Source organism: Cryobacterium sp. TMT1-2-2, from assembly GCF_004403505.1.
GTDB classification, from domain to species: Bacteria; Actinomycetota; Actinomycetes; order Actinomycetales; family Microbacteriaceae; genus Cryobacterium; species Cryobacterium flavum.
Genome location: NZ_SOGS01000007.1, coordinates 113975 through 130364, shown reverse-complemented (window position 1 = coordinate 130364; position 16390 = coordinate 113975). Strand labels below are relative to the sequence as shown.

Sequence of the window (16390 nt, the reverse complement as noted above, 5' to 3'; positions counted from 1 at the left end):
CGCTTTCTTACCAGGTGGAAGGGAGGTCAGGCGCAGTCGCGCCCGAGGGAACCGCCCGGTACTTTTTCAACACCTGGCTCATGATCTCCTGGAAAACCGGAGCCGGTGCGGCAGACGTATTCAGTTTAACAGGGTCGGCGATGCTGACCGAGACGACATACTGTGGATCGTCGGCCGGTGCGAAGCCCGACACCGACACCAGATACCCGTTGGAGTACCCGCCCTTGCCGTCCGGCATCTGCGCTGTTCCGGTCTTGGCGGCCACGCGGTAGCCCGGAATATTCCACGTACTCTGCACCCAGCTCTTCTGGTACACCATCTCGAGCACGTCGCTGGTTTCGTTCGCCGCCGTCTCGGACAGCACCCGGGTTCCGGTGGCATCGGGCACGTTAGTCATGGTGCCATCAGCCTGACGGCAGCCCTCGACCAGCTGTACCGGCATGCGAACACCGTCATTGGCGATGGTCTGGTAGATGCTCGCGACCTGCAGCGCGCTCGTTGTCAGACCCTGTCCGAACATGGTCGCGTAGCTGGTCTGGTTGTCCCACTCGTCGACCGGGTGCAGGATTCCGCCGTCTTCGCGCGGAAAGCCGGTTTCGGTCGGAGTGCCAACGCCGAACGCCTTCATGTAGTCGTAGCGCTGCTGGTCGGTGAGTTTCTCACCGAACTTGGACATGCCGGTATTGCTCGAGTCGATCAGCACGCCGGTGAGGGTCATGTTCTGGTCCGGGTGCGAGTGGCTGTCATTGATGTTCGCGCCGTTGGCCGGCAAATACCGGTAGGGCGCGACGATTCCGGTCTGCAGGGTGGCGACGCCGGAATCGAGAACGGATGCCGCGGTCAGCGCTTTAAAGGTCGAGCCGGGTTCGAAGGATTGGGTGAAGGCCCGGGAGCCGCGGTCTTCGGGGTTCTCGGTGCCGCCGACGTTGTTCGGATCGACCGAAGGGTAATCGGCAACGGCGAGGAGCTTGCCGGTCTTGGCGTCCAGCACGACTGCGGTCGCCCAGGCCGCCCCGGTTTCCTGCGCCCGGGCCGCGAGGGTCTGCTGCACGAACCACTGGAGGTCGGAGTCGATGGTGGTGACGACGTCACCGCCGTCGACGGCGGCGGTGCTCGTGACGCTGCTGCCGGGGATGCGCACGCCGTCGGCACCCTTTTCATAGGTTTCCTTACCGTTGGTCGAGGCCAGGCAGGCGTCCTGCCCGGATTCGAGGCCGGCCTGCGGCACGCCCTCCCCCGAAAGATAGCCGAGCATATTGCCGGCGACGGCGCCGTTCGGGTAGACCCGACTGGGGCTGTTCTCCGAGTAGGTCCAGGGAATGTGCAGGTTTTGCACGGCACGGAGTACGTCGACATCGACTTTCTGAGCGATGTAGGCGAAGTTGGCCTCGGCGTTTGCCTCGAGGGCGGTGGAGATGGTCAGCAGAATGGCGTCGCCGGTCTGGCCGGTGGCGGCACCGATTTCGGCGGCGGCGTCGGCCACAGAGATTTCGACCTTCTTACCGTCGACGGTTCGTTTGAAGGGCGTCGCGTTCACGGGCGACATGGTGATGTTGTACCGCATGACCGTTCCGGCCAGCACGACACCGTTGGTGTCGACGATCTCGCCGCGGGAACCGTAAACGACCTGGCCGACCGAGCGGTTTCCTACTGAGTCTTTGGTGAGCGAATCGGCCTGCACGACCTGGATATCGACCAGGCGCACCAGGAACACGGCGATGACGGCAAACAGCACGAGGATGGTGACAAGGGTGCGGCGACGGCTGGACCGCGAATTGGTCGGGTTGTTTCGGGCACTACTGCTTCGGGTATTGCGCACGCTCATCTGCCCATCATGGTCGAGTCACGGAAACTATCGGGTAGTGGGCGCCGCGAGTCCCGCAGGAACTACCGGTGCGCTCGTGATCGCAACAGCACCGGCAGCCGCCGGATCCGCCGGAAGCTGTGACAGCAGGGTGCTGCCGTTCAGCAGGGCGTTGGGAACAAGGCTGGCCGCTCCGGCCTGCGAGCCCGACGCCGAGGCCGGAGCGCCCAAAACAGCGCCGTCAGAGAGGCGCAGGTAGACGGGGTTGGAGTTGCTGACCATGCCGAGGCCCTCAGCGTTGGCGGCGAGGCTCTGCGGGGAGGATACCCGCACGAGGTCTTCGCTCACGCTCGCGGCCGTGCGGCCGAGTTCCGACTGACTCGACTGCAGGCTGGAGATTTCATACGCGCCCTGGGAGATGCCGACGCTCAGCAGCAGCTGGGCGACCATGATGGCAGCCATGCCTGCTACCGCGGTGAGGGCGTAGAAGATGCGCGGCCGGGCACGGCGGCTCGGCGTCGGCGAGACCAGTCGAAACCCACGCCGTGCCGGTGCGCTGGTCTCAAACGGTTCAGGTTCGAAGGAAAAGGCGACGCGTGCCAGGTTGTCGCTCATGCGGCGGCCCTTCTCAGTCGAACAGCAGCGCGCAGCCGAACCGGCGTCGCGCGGGGGTTGAGTGCTTTTTCTTCGTCGGAGGCCAGTTCGGCACCGCGAAGCAGGAGGGTAAACAGCGGCTTGTGTTCGGGCAGTTCCACCGGAAGCCCGGCCGGAGCGGTGGAGCCGGATGCCGCGGCGAGTGCCCGCTTGACGATGCGGTCTTCGAGTGACTGGTAGGCCATGACGACGATGCGGCCACCGACCTGCACGCGGTCTAGCGCAGCCGGAATGGCCCGTTCGAGCACGGCCAGTTCCTGATTGACCTCGATGCGCAGCGCCTGGAACACGCGCTTGGCCGGGTGGCCGAGACGCTGGATGGCGACCGGGGTGGCCTTGGTGATCACGTCGACCAGTTGCGCGGACCGCACGAACGGTGTCGTTTCGCGGGCTTCGACGATGGCCTTGGCATACCGGGCCGAGAGTTTCTCTTCGCCGTAGTCCTGGAAAATGCGCTTGAGATCGCGTTCGCTGTAGTCGGCGAGGATGCTCTCGGCGGTGAGGCCGGCTGTGCCGTCCATGCGCATGTCGAGCGGGGCATCCTTGGAGTAGGAGAAACCGCGTTCGACGCGGTCGATCTGCAGGCTGGAGACGCCGAGGTCGAAGAGGACGCCGGCGACCTCGGTGATACCGAGTCCGTCGAGCGCGTCGCCGATACCGTCGTAGACGGTGTGTACGAGGTGCACCCGGCCTGCGAATCCCTTGAGGCGCTCTTCGGCAATAGCGAGGGCCTCGGTGTCGCGGTCGAGGCCGACCAGGGTTAGTTCCGGAAAGCGCGACAGGATCGCTTCGGCGTGGCCGCCCATGCCGAGTGTGGCGTCGACGAGCACGGCGCCGGGCTTCGTGAGTGCCGGAGCGAGCAGCTCGACGCAGCGTTCGAGCAGTACCGGGGTGTGGATTTCATTGCTGGGGATTTCGTTACTGGCCATAATGCCGGGCTAGTCCGTGAGGTCTGATTCCCCTCCATTTCGTCCTGGCACCGGGGAAGTGTGTCAGGGCAAAACGGCTGGGAGTCAGGCGCCAGGGGCTAGAAAAGTCCCGGAATCACCTCCTCCGTCGTGTTGGCGTACGAGGTTTCCTGCTCGGCGAGGTAGGTGGCCCACGCTTCGCTGTCCCAAATCTCGACTCGGCTGCCAGCACCGATGACGGTCAGTTCTCGGTCAAGCCCCGCATAGCTGCGGAGGTTGCCGGGGATGGTGACGCGGTTTTGTTTGTCGGGTGTTTCCGAACTTGCGCCCGACAGGAACACCCGGAGGTAGTCGCGAGCCTGCTTGCTCGTGACCGGCGCCTGGCGGATCTTGTCGTGCAGGGTTTCGAATTCGCGGGTGCTGAACACGTAGATGCAGTGTTCCTGCCCCCGCGTCATCACCACACCGGTGGAGAGCTCTTCCCGAAACTTCGCGGGAAGAATAATGCGACCTTTTTCGTCGAGCCGGGGGGCGTAGGTGCCAAGGAACACGCTCACCCCTTTCTTCCGGCCAGATTCAGGTATGGCTCCACTTTACTCCACCTTCAACCACTAACCTAGGTTTTTGCGCTAATTTTCAGAATTAATCGCCAAATTCTCCCGAAATCACTGGGGACTGACAGTGGAGGGAAATGGAGCAATAGTTTTAAGAACGGATGCTTTCGACCCACTTTTGGGCACAAAAAAAGGGCCGATCAGATGATCGGCCCTACAGCGCAACGATTTATTGAGTTATGGGTGCCCGGTGGAGGGTGGAGGTTAGCGCGAGTAGCCGCTACTGACCATCCTGGCGACGGTCCCACCGGTCGTTCAATCGTTCCATGAAACCCTGGTTGGACTTGGCCTGCGCCGGACGGCGACCGGGTGACGATGGTCCGGGCATCGAACGAATGGCCTTGCCGGGCGTCACGGCGATAAGCACACCGCCGAACATGACGATGAAACCGAGAATGCCGAGCCACAACTGCGCAATGGCTACACCCGCGATGAGAGCGACAATGCCGGCGACGGCGAGCAGTACGCCGATCGCGATGGAACGATAGTTCGGGCGAAGCCTGGACACTCCAACGCTGGCGACAAAGTCGGCATCGTTGTGATAAAGGCTGCGCTCCATCTCTTCAAGGAGTCGCTGCTCCTGTTCCGAAAGCGGCATCTCATTCCCTCCAGTTACGGGATCGAGCGGTTGGGTAGACAAATCCGAACCGACCAGACTCGAATGACCCGGTTCGAATTACCTCATTCTAGCCCCGCCAGGATGGCTAGGCTATACGGGTGTCTGAAAGCAAACGCCTGGTCGACTTGGTTCAATCTCGCATCGACGAGTACCTCATGTCCCGCGAACCAATTGTGACCCTGATCAGCTCCGATTTGACTCCTCTAATCGACTACTCACGGCAGTTTCTCAGCGGTGGAAAGCGGTTTCGAGCCCAGTTTTGCTACTGGGGTGCGCGGAGCGTTCTGCCGCAGGATTCCGGCCCCGAATCGGGCCAGCCAACGGCCGGTCAGCCGTCAGTCAGTGCGGACGACGAGGCCACGGCATCCGCTGCCCCGGCACCCGCCGCAGGCGGCCTGGCCGCGGTGGTTTCGGCCGCCAGCGCGCTGGAGATTTTTCACGCCGCAGCGCTCGTGCACGACGACATCATCGACAACTCAGACACCCGTCGCGGAGCTCCGAGCGCCCACAAACTGTTCGAAAGTTTGCACGAGCGAGAGGGTTGGGCTGGCGACTCCGCCTCGTATGGTCGGGCGTCGGCGATTCTGCTCGGCGATCTACTTCTGGGCTGGAGCGATGAGCTGCTCGACGAGGGGCTGGACGAGCTGGCCGATCGGGCTTCGGCACGGCGCGCCAGGCTCGAATTCAACTTCATGCGCACTGAGGTCACGGCCGGGCAATACCTGGACATTCTCGAGGAGCGCGCTTGGCTGGCCCAGCCGGAAGCCGAGTTGCTCGATCGGGCACTGCGCGTGATCGTCTACAAGTCAGCCAAGTACAGCGTTCAGGCCCCGCTGGTGATCGGAGCGGCTCTGGCCGGAGCCTCGGCCACCCAACTGAACTCGCTGCGTGCCTTCGGCCTGCCGCTCGGTATGGCCTACCAGCTGCGCGACGACCTGCTCGGCGTGTTCGGCGACGCCGCCGTGACCGGCAAGCCGAGTGGCGACGACCTGACCGAGGGCAAGCGCACGGTGTTGATCGCTCTGGCGCGGGAACGTCTGAGCGACGCCGACCGAGCATCGCTCGACGCCCAGCTCGGCAACCCCACGCTCAATACCGCCCAGATTCGCGCCTTGCAGCAACTCATCAGCGCCAGCGGTGCCGTCGACCGGGTCGAGGCGCTCATCGAAGCTCAGGTGGCTGAGGCTCTCGCGGCGCTCGAGACCGCGCCGATCAGCGCCGGGGCCAGGCAGAAGCTGCTGGACCTGACCGATCGGGTGACGCGCCGGGCGTTCTGAGGGGCGGTTCGGCCGGCGCCCCGGCCGGTCCGGGCGAGTGCCCGGTTAGGCGAGTGCCTGGGCGACGCGACGTACCTCGGCCTTGCGACCGGCCCGAAGGGCTTCGATCGGGGGCACGCCCAGGCTGTCGTCGACCTCGAGCAGCCAGGTCATGGCCTGCATGTCGGTGAAGCCGTCGTCGGCCAGCACGAACAGCGTGCCGCGAAGTTCGGGAACGGGAGCGCCGTCACGCAGAAACAGGGAAGGAACCGACACAACGTTGTCCCGCCGGATGGCCAGCAGGTACTTGTCGTCGATCAGGTGCCGCACGCGGCTCTGGCTCATTCCGAGCAGGTTGACTAGGGCAGGAATAGTAAGCCACTCGGGCTCTGAAGACACATCACTCACTCTTTTAGCTTCCCATGATTTGGGTCCGAGGCAAAACCTTCGGGCACTTTTTCCTCGCGAACCGGCCATTTCATGTCGCCCATTCAATTGACTCCCCCTCAGAATTGTGAAAACCTCGCAGTGGGGATTGCTGCATTCGAGACGATGCTGTACGAACTTGCTGTACGGATAGCGCGCGTGCGCACAATGAACGGAGCACCATGTCGACCAAGGTGAAAACGAATACGACGGATGCCGCGGCGTCCGCCGCACGAAACGCGACCGTTCCCGAGACGGTTGGCGTGGCCTTCTCGAGCAGTGACGCTGCTGCGACGCGGCGGGCGAAGAAGCCCGGTGACTCGCATTCCCGCTCGGCATTGCTGACCGTGCCGATCGTGCTGGTCAGCACGCTCGCGATCAGCCTCAACCTGGCGGCGCCGGCCCAGGCTCAGGCCCTGGCTAAGAAGCCGCTCAAGTCGAAGCTCGCCGAGGCCACTCCCGTTCTATCGGTGACCGCAGTGGCAGCCGCCGTTCAGGTTGCGCCCGCCCAGTATTCGGTCGTTGACGGTGACACGGTGAGCGGAATTGCCGCCCGGTTCGGCCTGTCGACGGCGGCCGTGCTGGCGCAGAATGGTCTCGATTCCCGGGCCCTGATCTTTCCGGGCCAGGTTTTGACCCTGACCCAGGCGGCGGCGCCGGCCGCCGTCGTGGCCGCGCCGGCGGCATCCGCTGCCAGCTACTCGGTGCAGAGCGGCGACACCATCAGCGGTATCGCCGCCGCGCACGGGCTGAAGACCGCTGACGTTCTGGGTGCCAACGGCTTGACCGGGGCCAGCGTCATCTACCCGGGCCAGGTCATTGTGCTCGCCGCAGCACCAGTGTTGGAACCGGCCGCCTACGTCGAGCCGGTCGCAGAGATTGCCGCAGCAACGACTCACACCATCGCGTCGGGCGAGACCATCACCACCGTGGCCAACGCGGCCGGGGTGAGCGTGCAGGCTGTGCTCGACGCCAATGGCCTCGGCTGGTCAAGCATCATCTATCCCGGACAGGTTTTGACCCTGCCGATCACGGTGGCGCCGGCATCCGTGGCGGTCACTTTCCCGGTGGCGACGTCGGGGGTGGTCACGCCCATGTCGGAGCAGATGCGACAGAACGCGCAGACGATTGTTTCGGTTGGGCGGGGCGCCGGCGTGAGCAATGCCGGTCTCGTCGTGGCGCTGGCTGCGGCCGCCCAGGAATCCGGGCTGCGCAACGTGGACTACGGCGACCGGGACTCCCTCGGTCTGTTCCAGCAGCGGCCGAGTGCCGGCTGGGGTACCCCGGAACAGGTCATGGACCCGGTGCGGGCCAGCCTCGCCTTCTTCGGCGGCGCGAGCAACCCGAACCCGAACGTGACCCGCGGTCTGCTCGACATCGCGGGCTGGGAATCGATGACCGTGACCCAGGCGGCGCAGGCCGTGCAGATCTCGGCCTACCCCGACTATTACGCCAAGTGGGAGGCGTCAGCGCAGGCCTGGCTCAGCCAGCTCGGCTAGCCGGGCGGTCGGTCCCGACCCGCATGCCGCGCCCCTGCGCGCCGTGCAGTGGTGCCGTCGCCGAATTCCGTAGAATCAAGGAGTGAGCGTTCCCTCGACCGACCCGATGATTGGCCGTCTTATTGACGGCCGGTATCAAGTGCGCTCGCGAATTGCACGCGGGGGCATGGCCACGGTGTACCTCGCCACCGATCTGCGCCTCGAGCGCCGGGTCGCGATCAAGATCATGCACGGCCATCTCGCCGATGACAGCGCCTTCAAGATTCGGTTCATCCAGGAGGCGCGCTCGGCTGCTCGCCTGGCCCACCCTAACGTTGTGAACGTCTTCGACCAGGGCCAGGACGCCGACATGGCCTACCTCGTCATGGAATATCTGCCCGGCATCACCCTGCGCGACCTGCTCAAGGATTATGGCCGGCTCACCCCGGAGCAGACCCTCGACATTCTCGAAGCCGTGCTCAGCGGCCTGGCCGCCGCGCACAAGGCCGGCATCGTGCACCGCGACGTCAAACCCGAGAACGTGCTGCTGGCTGACGACGGCCGTATCAAGATCAGCGACTTCGGGCTGGCGCGCGCGGTCAACAACAACACCGCGACCGGCCAGGCCCTGCTCGGTACCATCGCCTACCTCTCCCCCGAACTCGTCACCCGGGGCATCGCCGACGCCCGCAGCGACATCTATGCGCTCGGCATCATGACCTTCGAGATGCTCACCGGCGAGCAGCCTTATGTGGGCGAAGCTCCGATGCAGATCGCCTACCAGCACGCCAACGACACAGTTCCGATGCCGAGCAGTAAGGTCGCCTCGGTTCCGCACGAGCTCGACGAGCTCGTACTCTGGGCTACCGCGCGCGATCCGGAGGACCGTCCCCGTGACGCCAGGGTCATGCTCGACCAGCTGCACGATGTGAGCGCGCTCGTGCGCGGCGGTACCCAGGAACTGGCCCTGCAGTCGACTATGGTGCTGCCCGCCAGCCTGCGCACCGGGGCGAACGCGGTAGCGGATGCCGAAACCCAGGTGCTCGGCGCCAAGCTCGCTCCCACAAAACCTCCCGCCGCGACCCTGCTGGGCCTTCACCCGGCCGGCACCGGCCCGGTCGGTCCGCCGGACAGCGGCGACCTGCTCAGCAAGAAGGCCGACAAGCGCAAGCGTCGCGGCTTCTGGCTGTTCGCCCTGGTGATTCTTCTCGCCGCCGCGCTCGGCGGAACGGGCTGGTATTTCGGCTCCGGCCCGGGCTCTGACGTGTCCGTGCCCGACTTCGCCTCGGGCTCCCCCGAGGCTGCGTCCGCGCAGCTGACCGAGCTCGGCCTCAAACCCGAGCTGGCGGGTGCTTTCAGCGCCACCATCGCCGAAGGGCTCGTCATCGGCACCGATCCGGATGCCGGCAGCCGCGTCCCCAAGGACAGCACCGTCACGGTCATCGTCTCCCAGGGGCTGCAGCCCATCACGCTGCCCGCGCTGGCGGGTTTGACACAGGAGGCGGCATCCGCTGCGATTACGGATCTGAAAGCCGTCGTCGGCGCTGTGGACCCGGTCTTCAATGGTGACGTGGCGGAGGGTTCGGTCATCTCGGCGAGCAAGGAATCTGACGGCGCCGATGTCTCGGCCGGCGGTGAATACTTTGAAGGCCTGACCGTGAACCTGGTCGTGTCGCTCGGCGCCATTCCGAACGTCGACGGCAAGACGGTTGCCGAGGCCACCGACATCCTGGTCGGCAAAAACCTGCTCGTGGTGTCGGGAGAGCAGACCTACAACGACACGGTCGCTGAGGGTGACGTGGTCACGTCGCAGGTGCCGGAGGGGACCCTACGTGAGGGTGCCACGATCACCCTGGTGATTTCGAAGGGTCCGGAGCCGGTCATTGTGCCCAATGTCGTGGGGATGTCCTGGGCGGACGGCAAGGCTGCGCTGACTGCGCTCGGCTTCAAGCTCACCTACAACCCCGGTGCAGACGCACCGATATATTCGTCTCTAATTCAAGTAGCGTCGACAGATCCTGCTGCTGGTACGTCTTTGCCAAAGGGCAGCACGATTTCGCTCAAGCCGACAAATCCGTTCGGATAATCAGCAACGACACCGACTGAGCCGTACGCTCTGGCGCTGGACATTGGTACATTCCCGAACGCACAGATATCTGCGGAATTGACCTACGCATGGCGTGAGCTTAGACAGTAGCGTGCGCGCCGGGTCGGCTCCAGTACAAAAAGCAGCCAAATACGAGGCCACATGGCCCCGATCCTTCCGGAGCAAGTGACGTCGTCAAAGGGGTGCGGAAGATCGCGTGTGCAGCATCCGCTCGCCGACCCGTGAGTTTTGATCACCGAGGTGTGAGTTTCGGCCCGATTTCGGCTGTTGAAACGTTCAAAACTCACACCTCGACGACGCCCCACCTCGAAAACTCACGGCTCGATCAAACCCGTGGCTTCAGAGCGGCTTCGGGGAAGTGGCGGAGGCGGGTTGTCTGCGGGGTTGCGAGTTTTGCGGTGTTTCGGCGGTCGTGCGCACGCTGGTTGTTGAGCCTGTCGAAACACGCGCAAGGCCACCGGAACATCGCAATGTTTGAGCGAGGAGCGGATGACCCGCCTCCTTGTGCTGGCCGCCTCATGAACGTTCCGGGCGGCACGACGCAACTCGCCGCATCCGCTCACCGGGCCCACTTTACGTCCCCGGGCCCAGTTTATAAGCTGGGCCCGGGGACGGGGCCTGGGCCCCGTCCAGAGAATGGGGCGGGCGGGGCTAGCGGGCGGCCAGCTCCTCGGCCACCAGGAAGGCCAGTTCCAGGGACTGCATGTGGTTCAGGCGCGGGTCGCAGAGCGACTCGTAGCGGGTCGCCAGGGCGGCCTCGTCGATGTGCTCCGACCCGCCGAGGCACTCGGTGACGTCGTCGCCGGTGAGCTCCACGTGAATTCCGCCCGGGTGTGTGCCGACGGCGCGGTGCGCCTCGAAGAAGCCCTTGACCTCGTCGACGACGTCATCGAACCGACGGGTCTTGTAGCCGGTCGGTGTGGTGACACCGTTGCCGTGCATCGGGTCAGTCACCCACAGCGGTGTCGCCTCGCTCGCCTTGATGGCTTCGAGCAGCGGCGGCAGGGCGTCCCGAATCTTGCCGGAACCCATGCGCGTGATGAAGGTCAGGCGACCGGGTTCGCGGTTCGGGTCGAGCTTGTCGACCAGGCGCAGCATGTCGTCGGCCGAGGTGGCCGGGCCGAGCTTGACACCGATCGGGTTGCGTACCCGCGACAAAAAGTCCACGTGCGCGCCGTCGAGGTCGCGGGTACGCTCCCCGATCCAGATGAAGTGGGCCGAGGTGTTGTACGGAGTTCCGGTGCGGGAGTCGATGCGGGTCATCGGGCGCTCGTAGTCCATCAGCAGGCCCTCGTGGCTGGTGTAGAACTCCGTTCGGCGCATCGCCTCGAAGTCGGCGCCGCAGGCGATCATGAATTTGATCGCGCGGTCAATCTCCTTGGCCACCTTCTCGTACTGCTGGTTGGCCGGGTTGGCGGCGAAGCCCTGATTCCAGCTGTGCACCTGACGCAGGTCGGCGAAGCCACCCTGCGTGAACGCACGAATCAGATTGAGGGTCGACGCCGACGTGTGGTAGGCCTTGACGAGCCGGTCCGGGTCGGCCTCGCGCGACTCGGGCGTGAACGGGTAGCCGTTGACGATATCGCCGCGGTACGCCGGCAGCGTCACGTCGCCGCGGGTTTCGAAGTCGCTCGAGCGGGGCTTGGCGAACTGGCCGGCCATGCGCCCCATCTTGATCACCGGCATCGACGCACCGTAGGTGAGCACGACGGCCATCTGCAGCACGGTCTTGACCCGGTTGCGAATCTGATCCGCTGTGGCCCCGCTGAACGTCTCGGCGCAGTCGCCGCCCTGCAGCAGGAAACCCTGCCCGCCGGCCGCCTGAGCGAGCCGGTCGCGCAGAATGTCGACCTCACCGGCGAAGACCAGCGGCGGCTGCGTCGCCAGTTCAGCGGATGCCGCAGCCACCTTGGCCGCGTCGGGCCAGGTCGGCTGCTGCTTGATCGGTAGGGTGCGCCAGTGGTCCAGACCCGTGATGACAGAGGCTTCTGCGGCAACAATGGGCTCGGTGGGGTCTACCACGGGATAGTTCCTGTTTTCTGTACTGGACCGGTGACGCGCACCGAACCGAAATGGATGAGGTGCCGCAGCGCGCAAAGCGCAGACAGCACTTCTGGCAGCCTAGCGCGAAAGGCTGGCCCGCTTCTCTTTGACCGAGGAGGCGTAGACGTCGACGTACTCCTGCGTGCTGAGTCGCTGCAGTTCGTACATGAGCTCGTCGGTGACGCTCCGCAGCACGAACCGGTCGCCCTCCATTCCCTCAAAGCGGGTGAAGTCGAGCGGTGTGCCGATCACAATGCCGATCCGCCGCACCTGCGGAATCCTGGTGCCGGTCGGCATGGCCTTCTCGGTATCAATCATGGCCACCGGAATGACCGTCACGCCCGATTCCAGCACCATGCGGGCTACCCCGGTGCGCCCGCGATACAGGCGGGCGTCCGGGCTGCGAGTGCCCTCCGGATAGATTCCGAGGATGCGACCCTCGCCGAGTACCCGCAGGCCGGTATTGAGCGAATCCTCCGAGGCTTTACCGCCCGACCGGTCGATCGGAAGCTGCCCGGCGGCGGTGAGAAACTGCCGGGTCGCCCAGCCTTTCAGGCCTTTGCCGGTGAAATAGTCGCTCTTGGCCAGAAACGCCACGCGGCGCGGCACGACCAGCGGCAGAAACACCGAGTCGATGAACGACAGGTGATTGCTGGCCAAAATGACCGGCCCGGTCTTGGGAATGTTCTCCAGGCCGATGATCCACGGTCGAAACAGCGAGAGCAGCAGCGGGCCGATGACGATGTTCTTCATGATCCAATAGAACACTCGCACTCCTTCATCCGACTAGAAAAGCTTAGTCCGCCCGCCGCGTCGAAGCGGATGCCGCCCCGACGTCCATAGCGCCCGATCAACGCACCGCGTGCAGCCGGGCCAGATCGGCCGCGCCGACCACGCCGGCGTCATTCACCAGCTGGGCGATGGCGAACTCCGCTTCGGGGTGGTAGCCGCGCGCCGGCAGGTAGTCGAGGTAGGCCGCTCGAATCGGTTCGAGCAGCAGGTCGCCAGCGGCCGCCACTCCCCCGCCGAACACGAACACCTGCGGGTCGAGCACGGCGCCGAGGCTCGCGCAGGCCTGTCCGAGGGCACCGCCGAGCTGGCGCAGGGCAGCGAGGGCGCCGCCGTCACCGTCCTGGATCAGACGCCCCACCTCTTTGCCGGTGAGTTTGCCGCGCCGCTCCCTGGCGCCGGCCAGGCCGAGACCGATGCCGCCGGCATCCGCGAATTCGTTGGCGATGCGCAGCAGCGCCCTACCGGAGCCATATTGTTCCAGGCAGCCGTGCGCGCCACAGCCGCAAGGCAGCCCGTCGGGAACCACCCGGAGGTGGCCGAGTTCGGCGCCGGCACCGAAGCCGCCGCGGAACAGGGCATTATTCGTCACGATCGCCCCGCCGACGCCGGTGCCGACGGTCAGGGTGACCATGTCGGTGTACGGCCGGCCCGCGCCGAAGCGAAACTCAGCCCAGCCGGCCGCATTGGCATCGTTTTCGATGATGATGGGCAGGTCGAGCCGAGCCTCGAGCTTGTCGCGGAACGGCTCGTTGCGCCAGCTGATGTTCGGCGCGTAGTAGACGGTCGACTGGGCGGCGTCGATGAACCCGGCCGCGGCCACCCCCGCAGCGACGACAGCTTCACCCTCGGACAGAGCCAGAATCATTGCGACGACGGTGTCTTCGATCTCGCCCGGGTTGCCGGGCGTGGTCGGCTGCCGGTCAGAGCGGATGATGGTGCCCGCCTCGTCGACCAGCGCCCCGGCAATTTTGGTGCCCCCGATATCGATACCTATGGCGTGCACGGGGCACCTTTCGTTCGGGGCGATCGGGAAGTGGGCTCGCGGCACGGGGCGGCTGCCAGTGACACCCTCTAGAGTGTAGTAAACCAGTTTGCCGCTGGACGAAACACCCGCTCAACGCAGAATTCTTCGGCGTTCGGGCAGTTGGCACGTTCAGCCGGTACCAAAGGAGTTGCCGTGAAACAGTTTGATATGCCCGCCGTCGTTCCCGCCGATCCTGGCGCCAACATTACCGACCTGCTCATGGACCGCCTCAATGCGACTCCCGATCTCGTTCTGTTTTCGCTGCCGCGGGGCGGCCAGTGGCTGCCCGTGACCACTCGGGAGTTCCACGCCCAGGTGGTGGCGCTGGCCAAGGGTTTCGTCGCCGCAGGCATCGAGCCCGGCGACAAGATCGGGCTCATCTGCAAGACCCGCTACGAGTGGACCCTGATCGACTTCGCCGTCTGGTTCGCCGGAGCAATTCTGGTACCGGTCTATGAGACCAGCTCGCCCAGCCAGGTGCAGTGGAACCTCAGCGACTCCGGCGCCATGTCGGTCATCGTCGAAACCGCAGACCATTTCGCGCGCTTTGACGAGGTACACCCGGAGCTGGCCGCCATTCGTTCGGTCTGGCAGATCGACCTGGGCGACCTCGACAAGCTCGTGGCCGGGGGCGTCGAGGTGACGGACTCCGAGATCGAACGCCGCCGCAACCTCGCCGTCGGTGACGACATGGCCACCCTCATCTACACCTCCGGTTCAACCGGCAAGCCCAAGGGCTGCGTGCTCACCCACGCGAACTTCCTCGAGACCAGCCGCAACGCTGCGGTAGCCCTGAAGGAAGTCTTGGTTCATCCCGAAGGTGCCTCGACCCTGCTGTTCATCACGACTGCCCACGTCTTTGCCCGATTCATCTCGGTCTTGTGCGTGCACGCCGGCGTGCGCGTCGGGCACCAAGCTGACACCAAAACGCTCCTGGCCGCGCTCGGCAGCTTTCAGCCGACCTTCCTGCTCGCAGTGCCGCGGGTGTTCGAAAAGGTCTACAACTCGGCCCAGCAGAAGGCTGTCGCCGGCGGCAAGGGCAAGATCTTCGATGCTGCGGCCCACGTGGCCGTTGAGCATTCCAAGCTGGTGCAGGCCGGAACGGCGATTCCGCTCGGCATGAAGATCAAGTTCGCGCTGTTCGACAAGCTCGTCTACAGCAAGTTGCGGGCCGCGATGGGCGGCAAAGTCGTCTGGGCGGTCTCCGGTTCGGCGCCGCTCGGTGCTCACCTCGGTCACTTCTTCAAGAGCCTGGGTATCGTCATTCTCGAGGGCTACGGCCTGACCGAGACGACGGCCCCGGCCACCGTTGGGCTGGCCACCCGGGCCAAAATCGGCACTGTCGGGCCGCCCCTGCCGGGTGTCTCGGTGCGCGTCATGGACGACGGCGAGATCGAGGTCAAGGGCGTCAACGTCTTCAAGGAGTACTGGAAGAACCCGCAGGCCACCGCGGACGCCTTCGATGACGGCTGGTTGAAAACCGGCGACATCGGTGACTTCGACGCCGACGGTTTTCTCACCATCACCGGACGCAAGAAGGAAATCATCGTGACGGCCGGCGGCAAGAACGTGGCCCCGGCGGCGCTCGAAGACCCCATTCGCGCGAATCCGCTGATCGGCCAGGTCGTCGTCGTCGGCGACCAGAAGCCGTTCATCGGCGCGCTCATCACGCTGGACCCCGACATGCTGCCGGTGTGGTTGAACAACAATCAAGAGGATGCCGGAATGTCGCTCGCGCAGGCATCCGTCAATAAGACTGTGCTCGCGGAGATTCAGCGCGCGGTCGACCATGCCAATGAGGGTGTGTCGCGGGCGGAGTCGATTCGTAAATTCACGCTGCTGGCGATTGAGCTCACCGAGGACAGCGGGCATCTGACGCCGAAGATGAGTATCAAGCGCAATATCATTCTGCGGGACTTCGCCGGTGAGATTGAGGCGATGTACTCTGGCGCGCCGGTCACCGAGGGGATTTCGCTGCGCGAGTAGTTTGAGGGCGGGCCCGGCTCACTCTTATTGTGGGTCGGGCATTTTTTTGTGGGTCGGGGCCGGGAAAAGCATTCCGCTCCCCGCTCAAACATCGCAACTCCGCGAAATACTTCCCCCGCTCCCTCACATTCGAACCGCTCGAGGCTTCGTCCGAGCGCGATGTCCGGAATCCTGGGTGGGGGCTAGAACCAGGTGGACTCTCGGATTTCCTTCATCGCGGCCTTGCGGTTGTCCTTGTCGAGGCGGTCGATGTAGAGGTAGCCGTCGAGGTGATCGGTTTCGTGTTGTAAAGCCTGGGCCATGATGCCGGTGCCGGAGAGCTCGATGAGATTATTGTCGAGGTCGATGCCGGTGACCCGGGCGAACGGGTAGCGCTTGGTGGGGTACCAGAGTCCCGGAACGGAGAGACAGCCCTCGTCGACGAGGTCGGGCTCTCCGGAGAGTTCAACGACCGTGGGGTTGAGGATGTAGCCGATGACACCGTCGACGTTGTAGCTGAACGCTCGCAGGTTCACGCCGATCTGCGAGGCCGCGACGCCGGCCCGCCCGGGCAGTCGCACGCTGTCGACCAGGTCCTGCACCAAGCCGCGCACCCGGTCGTCGATCCCGTCGATGGGGTCGGAGACGGTCTTCAGCACCGGATCTCCGAAGAGACGGATCTGGCGTTCGGGCACGGGGA

Annotated in this window: 14 protein-coding genes; 4 read left to right on the top strand and 10 right to left on the bottom strand. The window is 64.8% G+C overall.

Annotated features, from left to right (window positions below):
- Positions 1–7 precede the first annotated feature (7 nt).
- The 5 genes from E3T35_RS05890 to E3T35_RS05870 form a co-directional block, all read right to left on the bottom strand.
- Positions 8–1825 carry a penicillin-binding protein 2 gene (locus E3T35_RS05890; RefSeq protein ID WP_134346727.1) on the bottom strand — a complete coding sequence of 606 codons (1818 nt, stop codon included), beginning with the start codon at positions 1823–1825 and terminating at the stop codon, positions 8–10.
- 27 nt (positions 1826–1852) lie between these two features.
- Positions 1853–2419: a hypothetical protein gene (locus tag E3T35_RS05885; RefSeq protein ID WP_092339758.1), complete on the bottom strand. Its 567-nt coding sequence runs from the start codon at positions 2417–2419 to the stop codon at positions 1853–1855.
- Positions 2416–3387, bottom strand: a complete 972-nt coding sequence (gene rsmH, locus E3T35_RS05880) for a 16S rRNA (cytosine(1402)-N(4))-methyltransferase RsmH (RefSeq protein WP_134346726.1) — start codon at positions 3385–3387, stop codon at positions 2416–2418. Before rsmH ends, E3T35_RS05885 begins: the two co-directional genes overlap by 4 nt.
- Before the next feature lie 98 nt (positions 3388–3485).
- Entirely contained in the window at positions 3486–3917 is a 432-nt protein-coding gene (gene mraZ, locus E3T35_RS05875) for a division/cell wall cluster transcriptional repressor MraZ (RefSeq protein WP_092339873.1), read from the bottom strand.
- 283 nt (positions 3918–4200) lie between these two features.
- The gene (locus tag E3T35_RS05870) at positions 4201–4578 is read right to left on the bottom strand and encodes a DUF3040 domain-containing protein (RefSeq protein WP_092339756.1); all 378 of its coding nucleotides are present in this window, start codon (positions 4576–4578) and stop codon (positions 4201–4203) included.
- Between the two features lie 119 nt (positions 4579–4697).
- Between E3T35_RS05870 and E3T35_RS05865 the strand changes: the two genes are divergently transcribed.
- Positions 4698–5876, top strand: coding sequence for a polyprenyl synthetase family protein (locus E3T35_RS05865; RefSeq protein WP_134378118.1), 1179 nt, complete (start codon positions 4698–4700; stop codon positions 5874–5876).
- A 45-nt stretch (positions 5877–5921) separates the two neighbouring features.
- Here the strand turns inward: E3T35_RS05865 and E3T35_RS05860 are convergent, their stop codons facing one another.
- Complete coding sequence (locus E3T35_RS05860; RefSeq protein ID WP_369827365.1) at positions 5922–6254, bottom strand: Rv2175c family DNA-binding protein; 333 nt, start codon at positions 6252–6254, stop codon at positions 5922–5924.
- Between the two features lie 209 nt (positions 6255–6463).
- On the opposite strand from E3T35_RS05860, the gene E3T35_RS05855 reads away from it, so the two are divergent.
- Together E3T35_RS05855 and pknB are read left to right on the top strand one after the other, a co-directional pair.
- Positions 6464–7780 carry a LysM domain-containing protein gene (locus E3T35_RS05855; RefSeq protein WP_134378117.1) on the top strand — a complete coding sequence of 439 codons (1317 nt, stop codon included), beginning with the start codon at positions 6464–6466 and terminating at the stop codon, positions 7778–7780.
- Positions 7781–7862: 82 nt separating this feature from the next.
- On the top strand, positions 7863–9845 hold the full coding sequence (pknB, locus tag E3T35_RS05850) for a Stk1 family PASTA domain-containing Ser/Thr kinase (RefSeq protein WP_134378116.1): 1983 nt from the start codon (positions 7863–7865) through the stop codon (positions 9843–9845).
- 672 nt (positions 9846–10517) lie between these two features.
- Here pknB and E3T35_RS05845 read toward each other — a convergent pair.
- From E3T35_RS05845 to E3T35_RS05835, 3 genes are all read right to left on the bottom strand, one after another.
- Positions 10518–11888 (bottom strand): class II 3-deoxy-7-phosphoheptulonate synthase, encoded by a 1371-nt coding sequence (locus E3T35_RS05845; RefSeq protein ID WP_092339752.1) that lies wholly within the window; start codon positions 11886–11888, stop codon positions 10518–10520.
- A 99-nt stretch (positions 11889–11987) separates the two neighbouring features.
- Positions 11988–12677, bottom strand: coding sequence for a 1-acyl-sn-glycerol-3-phosphate acyltransferase (locus tag E3T35_RS05840; RefSeq protein ID WP_134346722.1), 690 nt, complete (start codon positions 12675–12677; stop codon positions 11988–11990).
- An 82-nt stretch (positions 12678–12759) separates the two neighbouring features.
- Positions 12760–13704, bottom strand: a complete 945-nt coding sequence (locus tag E3T35_RS05835; protein ID WP_104090716.1) for an ROK family glucokinase — start codon at positions 13702–13704, stop codon at positions 12760–12762.
- A gap of 174 nt (positions 13705–13878) precedes the next feature.
- On the opposite strand from E3T35_RS05835, the gene E3T35_RS05830 reads away from it, so the two are divergent.
- Positions 13879–15711: a long-chain fatty acid--CoA ligase gene (locus tag E3T35_RS05830; RefSeq protein ID WP_134378115.1), complete on the top strand. Its 1833-nt coding sequence runs from the start codon at positions 13879–13881 to the stop codon at positions 15709–15711.
- 182 nt (positions 15712–15893) lie between these two features.
- On the opposite strand, the gene E3T35_RS05825 is transcribed toward E3T35_RS05830, so the two are convergent.
- The gene (locus E3T35_RS05825) at positions 15894–16385 is read right to left on the bottom strand and encodes a peptide deformylase (protein WP_092339748.1); all 492 of its coding nucleotides are present in this window, start codon (positions 16383–16385) and stop codon (positions 15894–15896) included.
- Positions 16386–16390 lie beyond the last annotated feature (5 nt).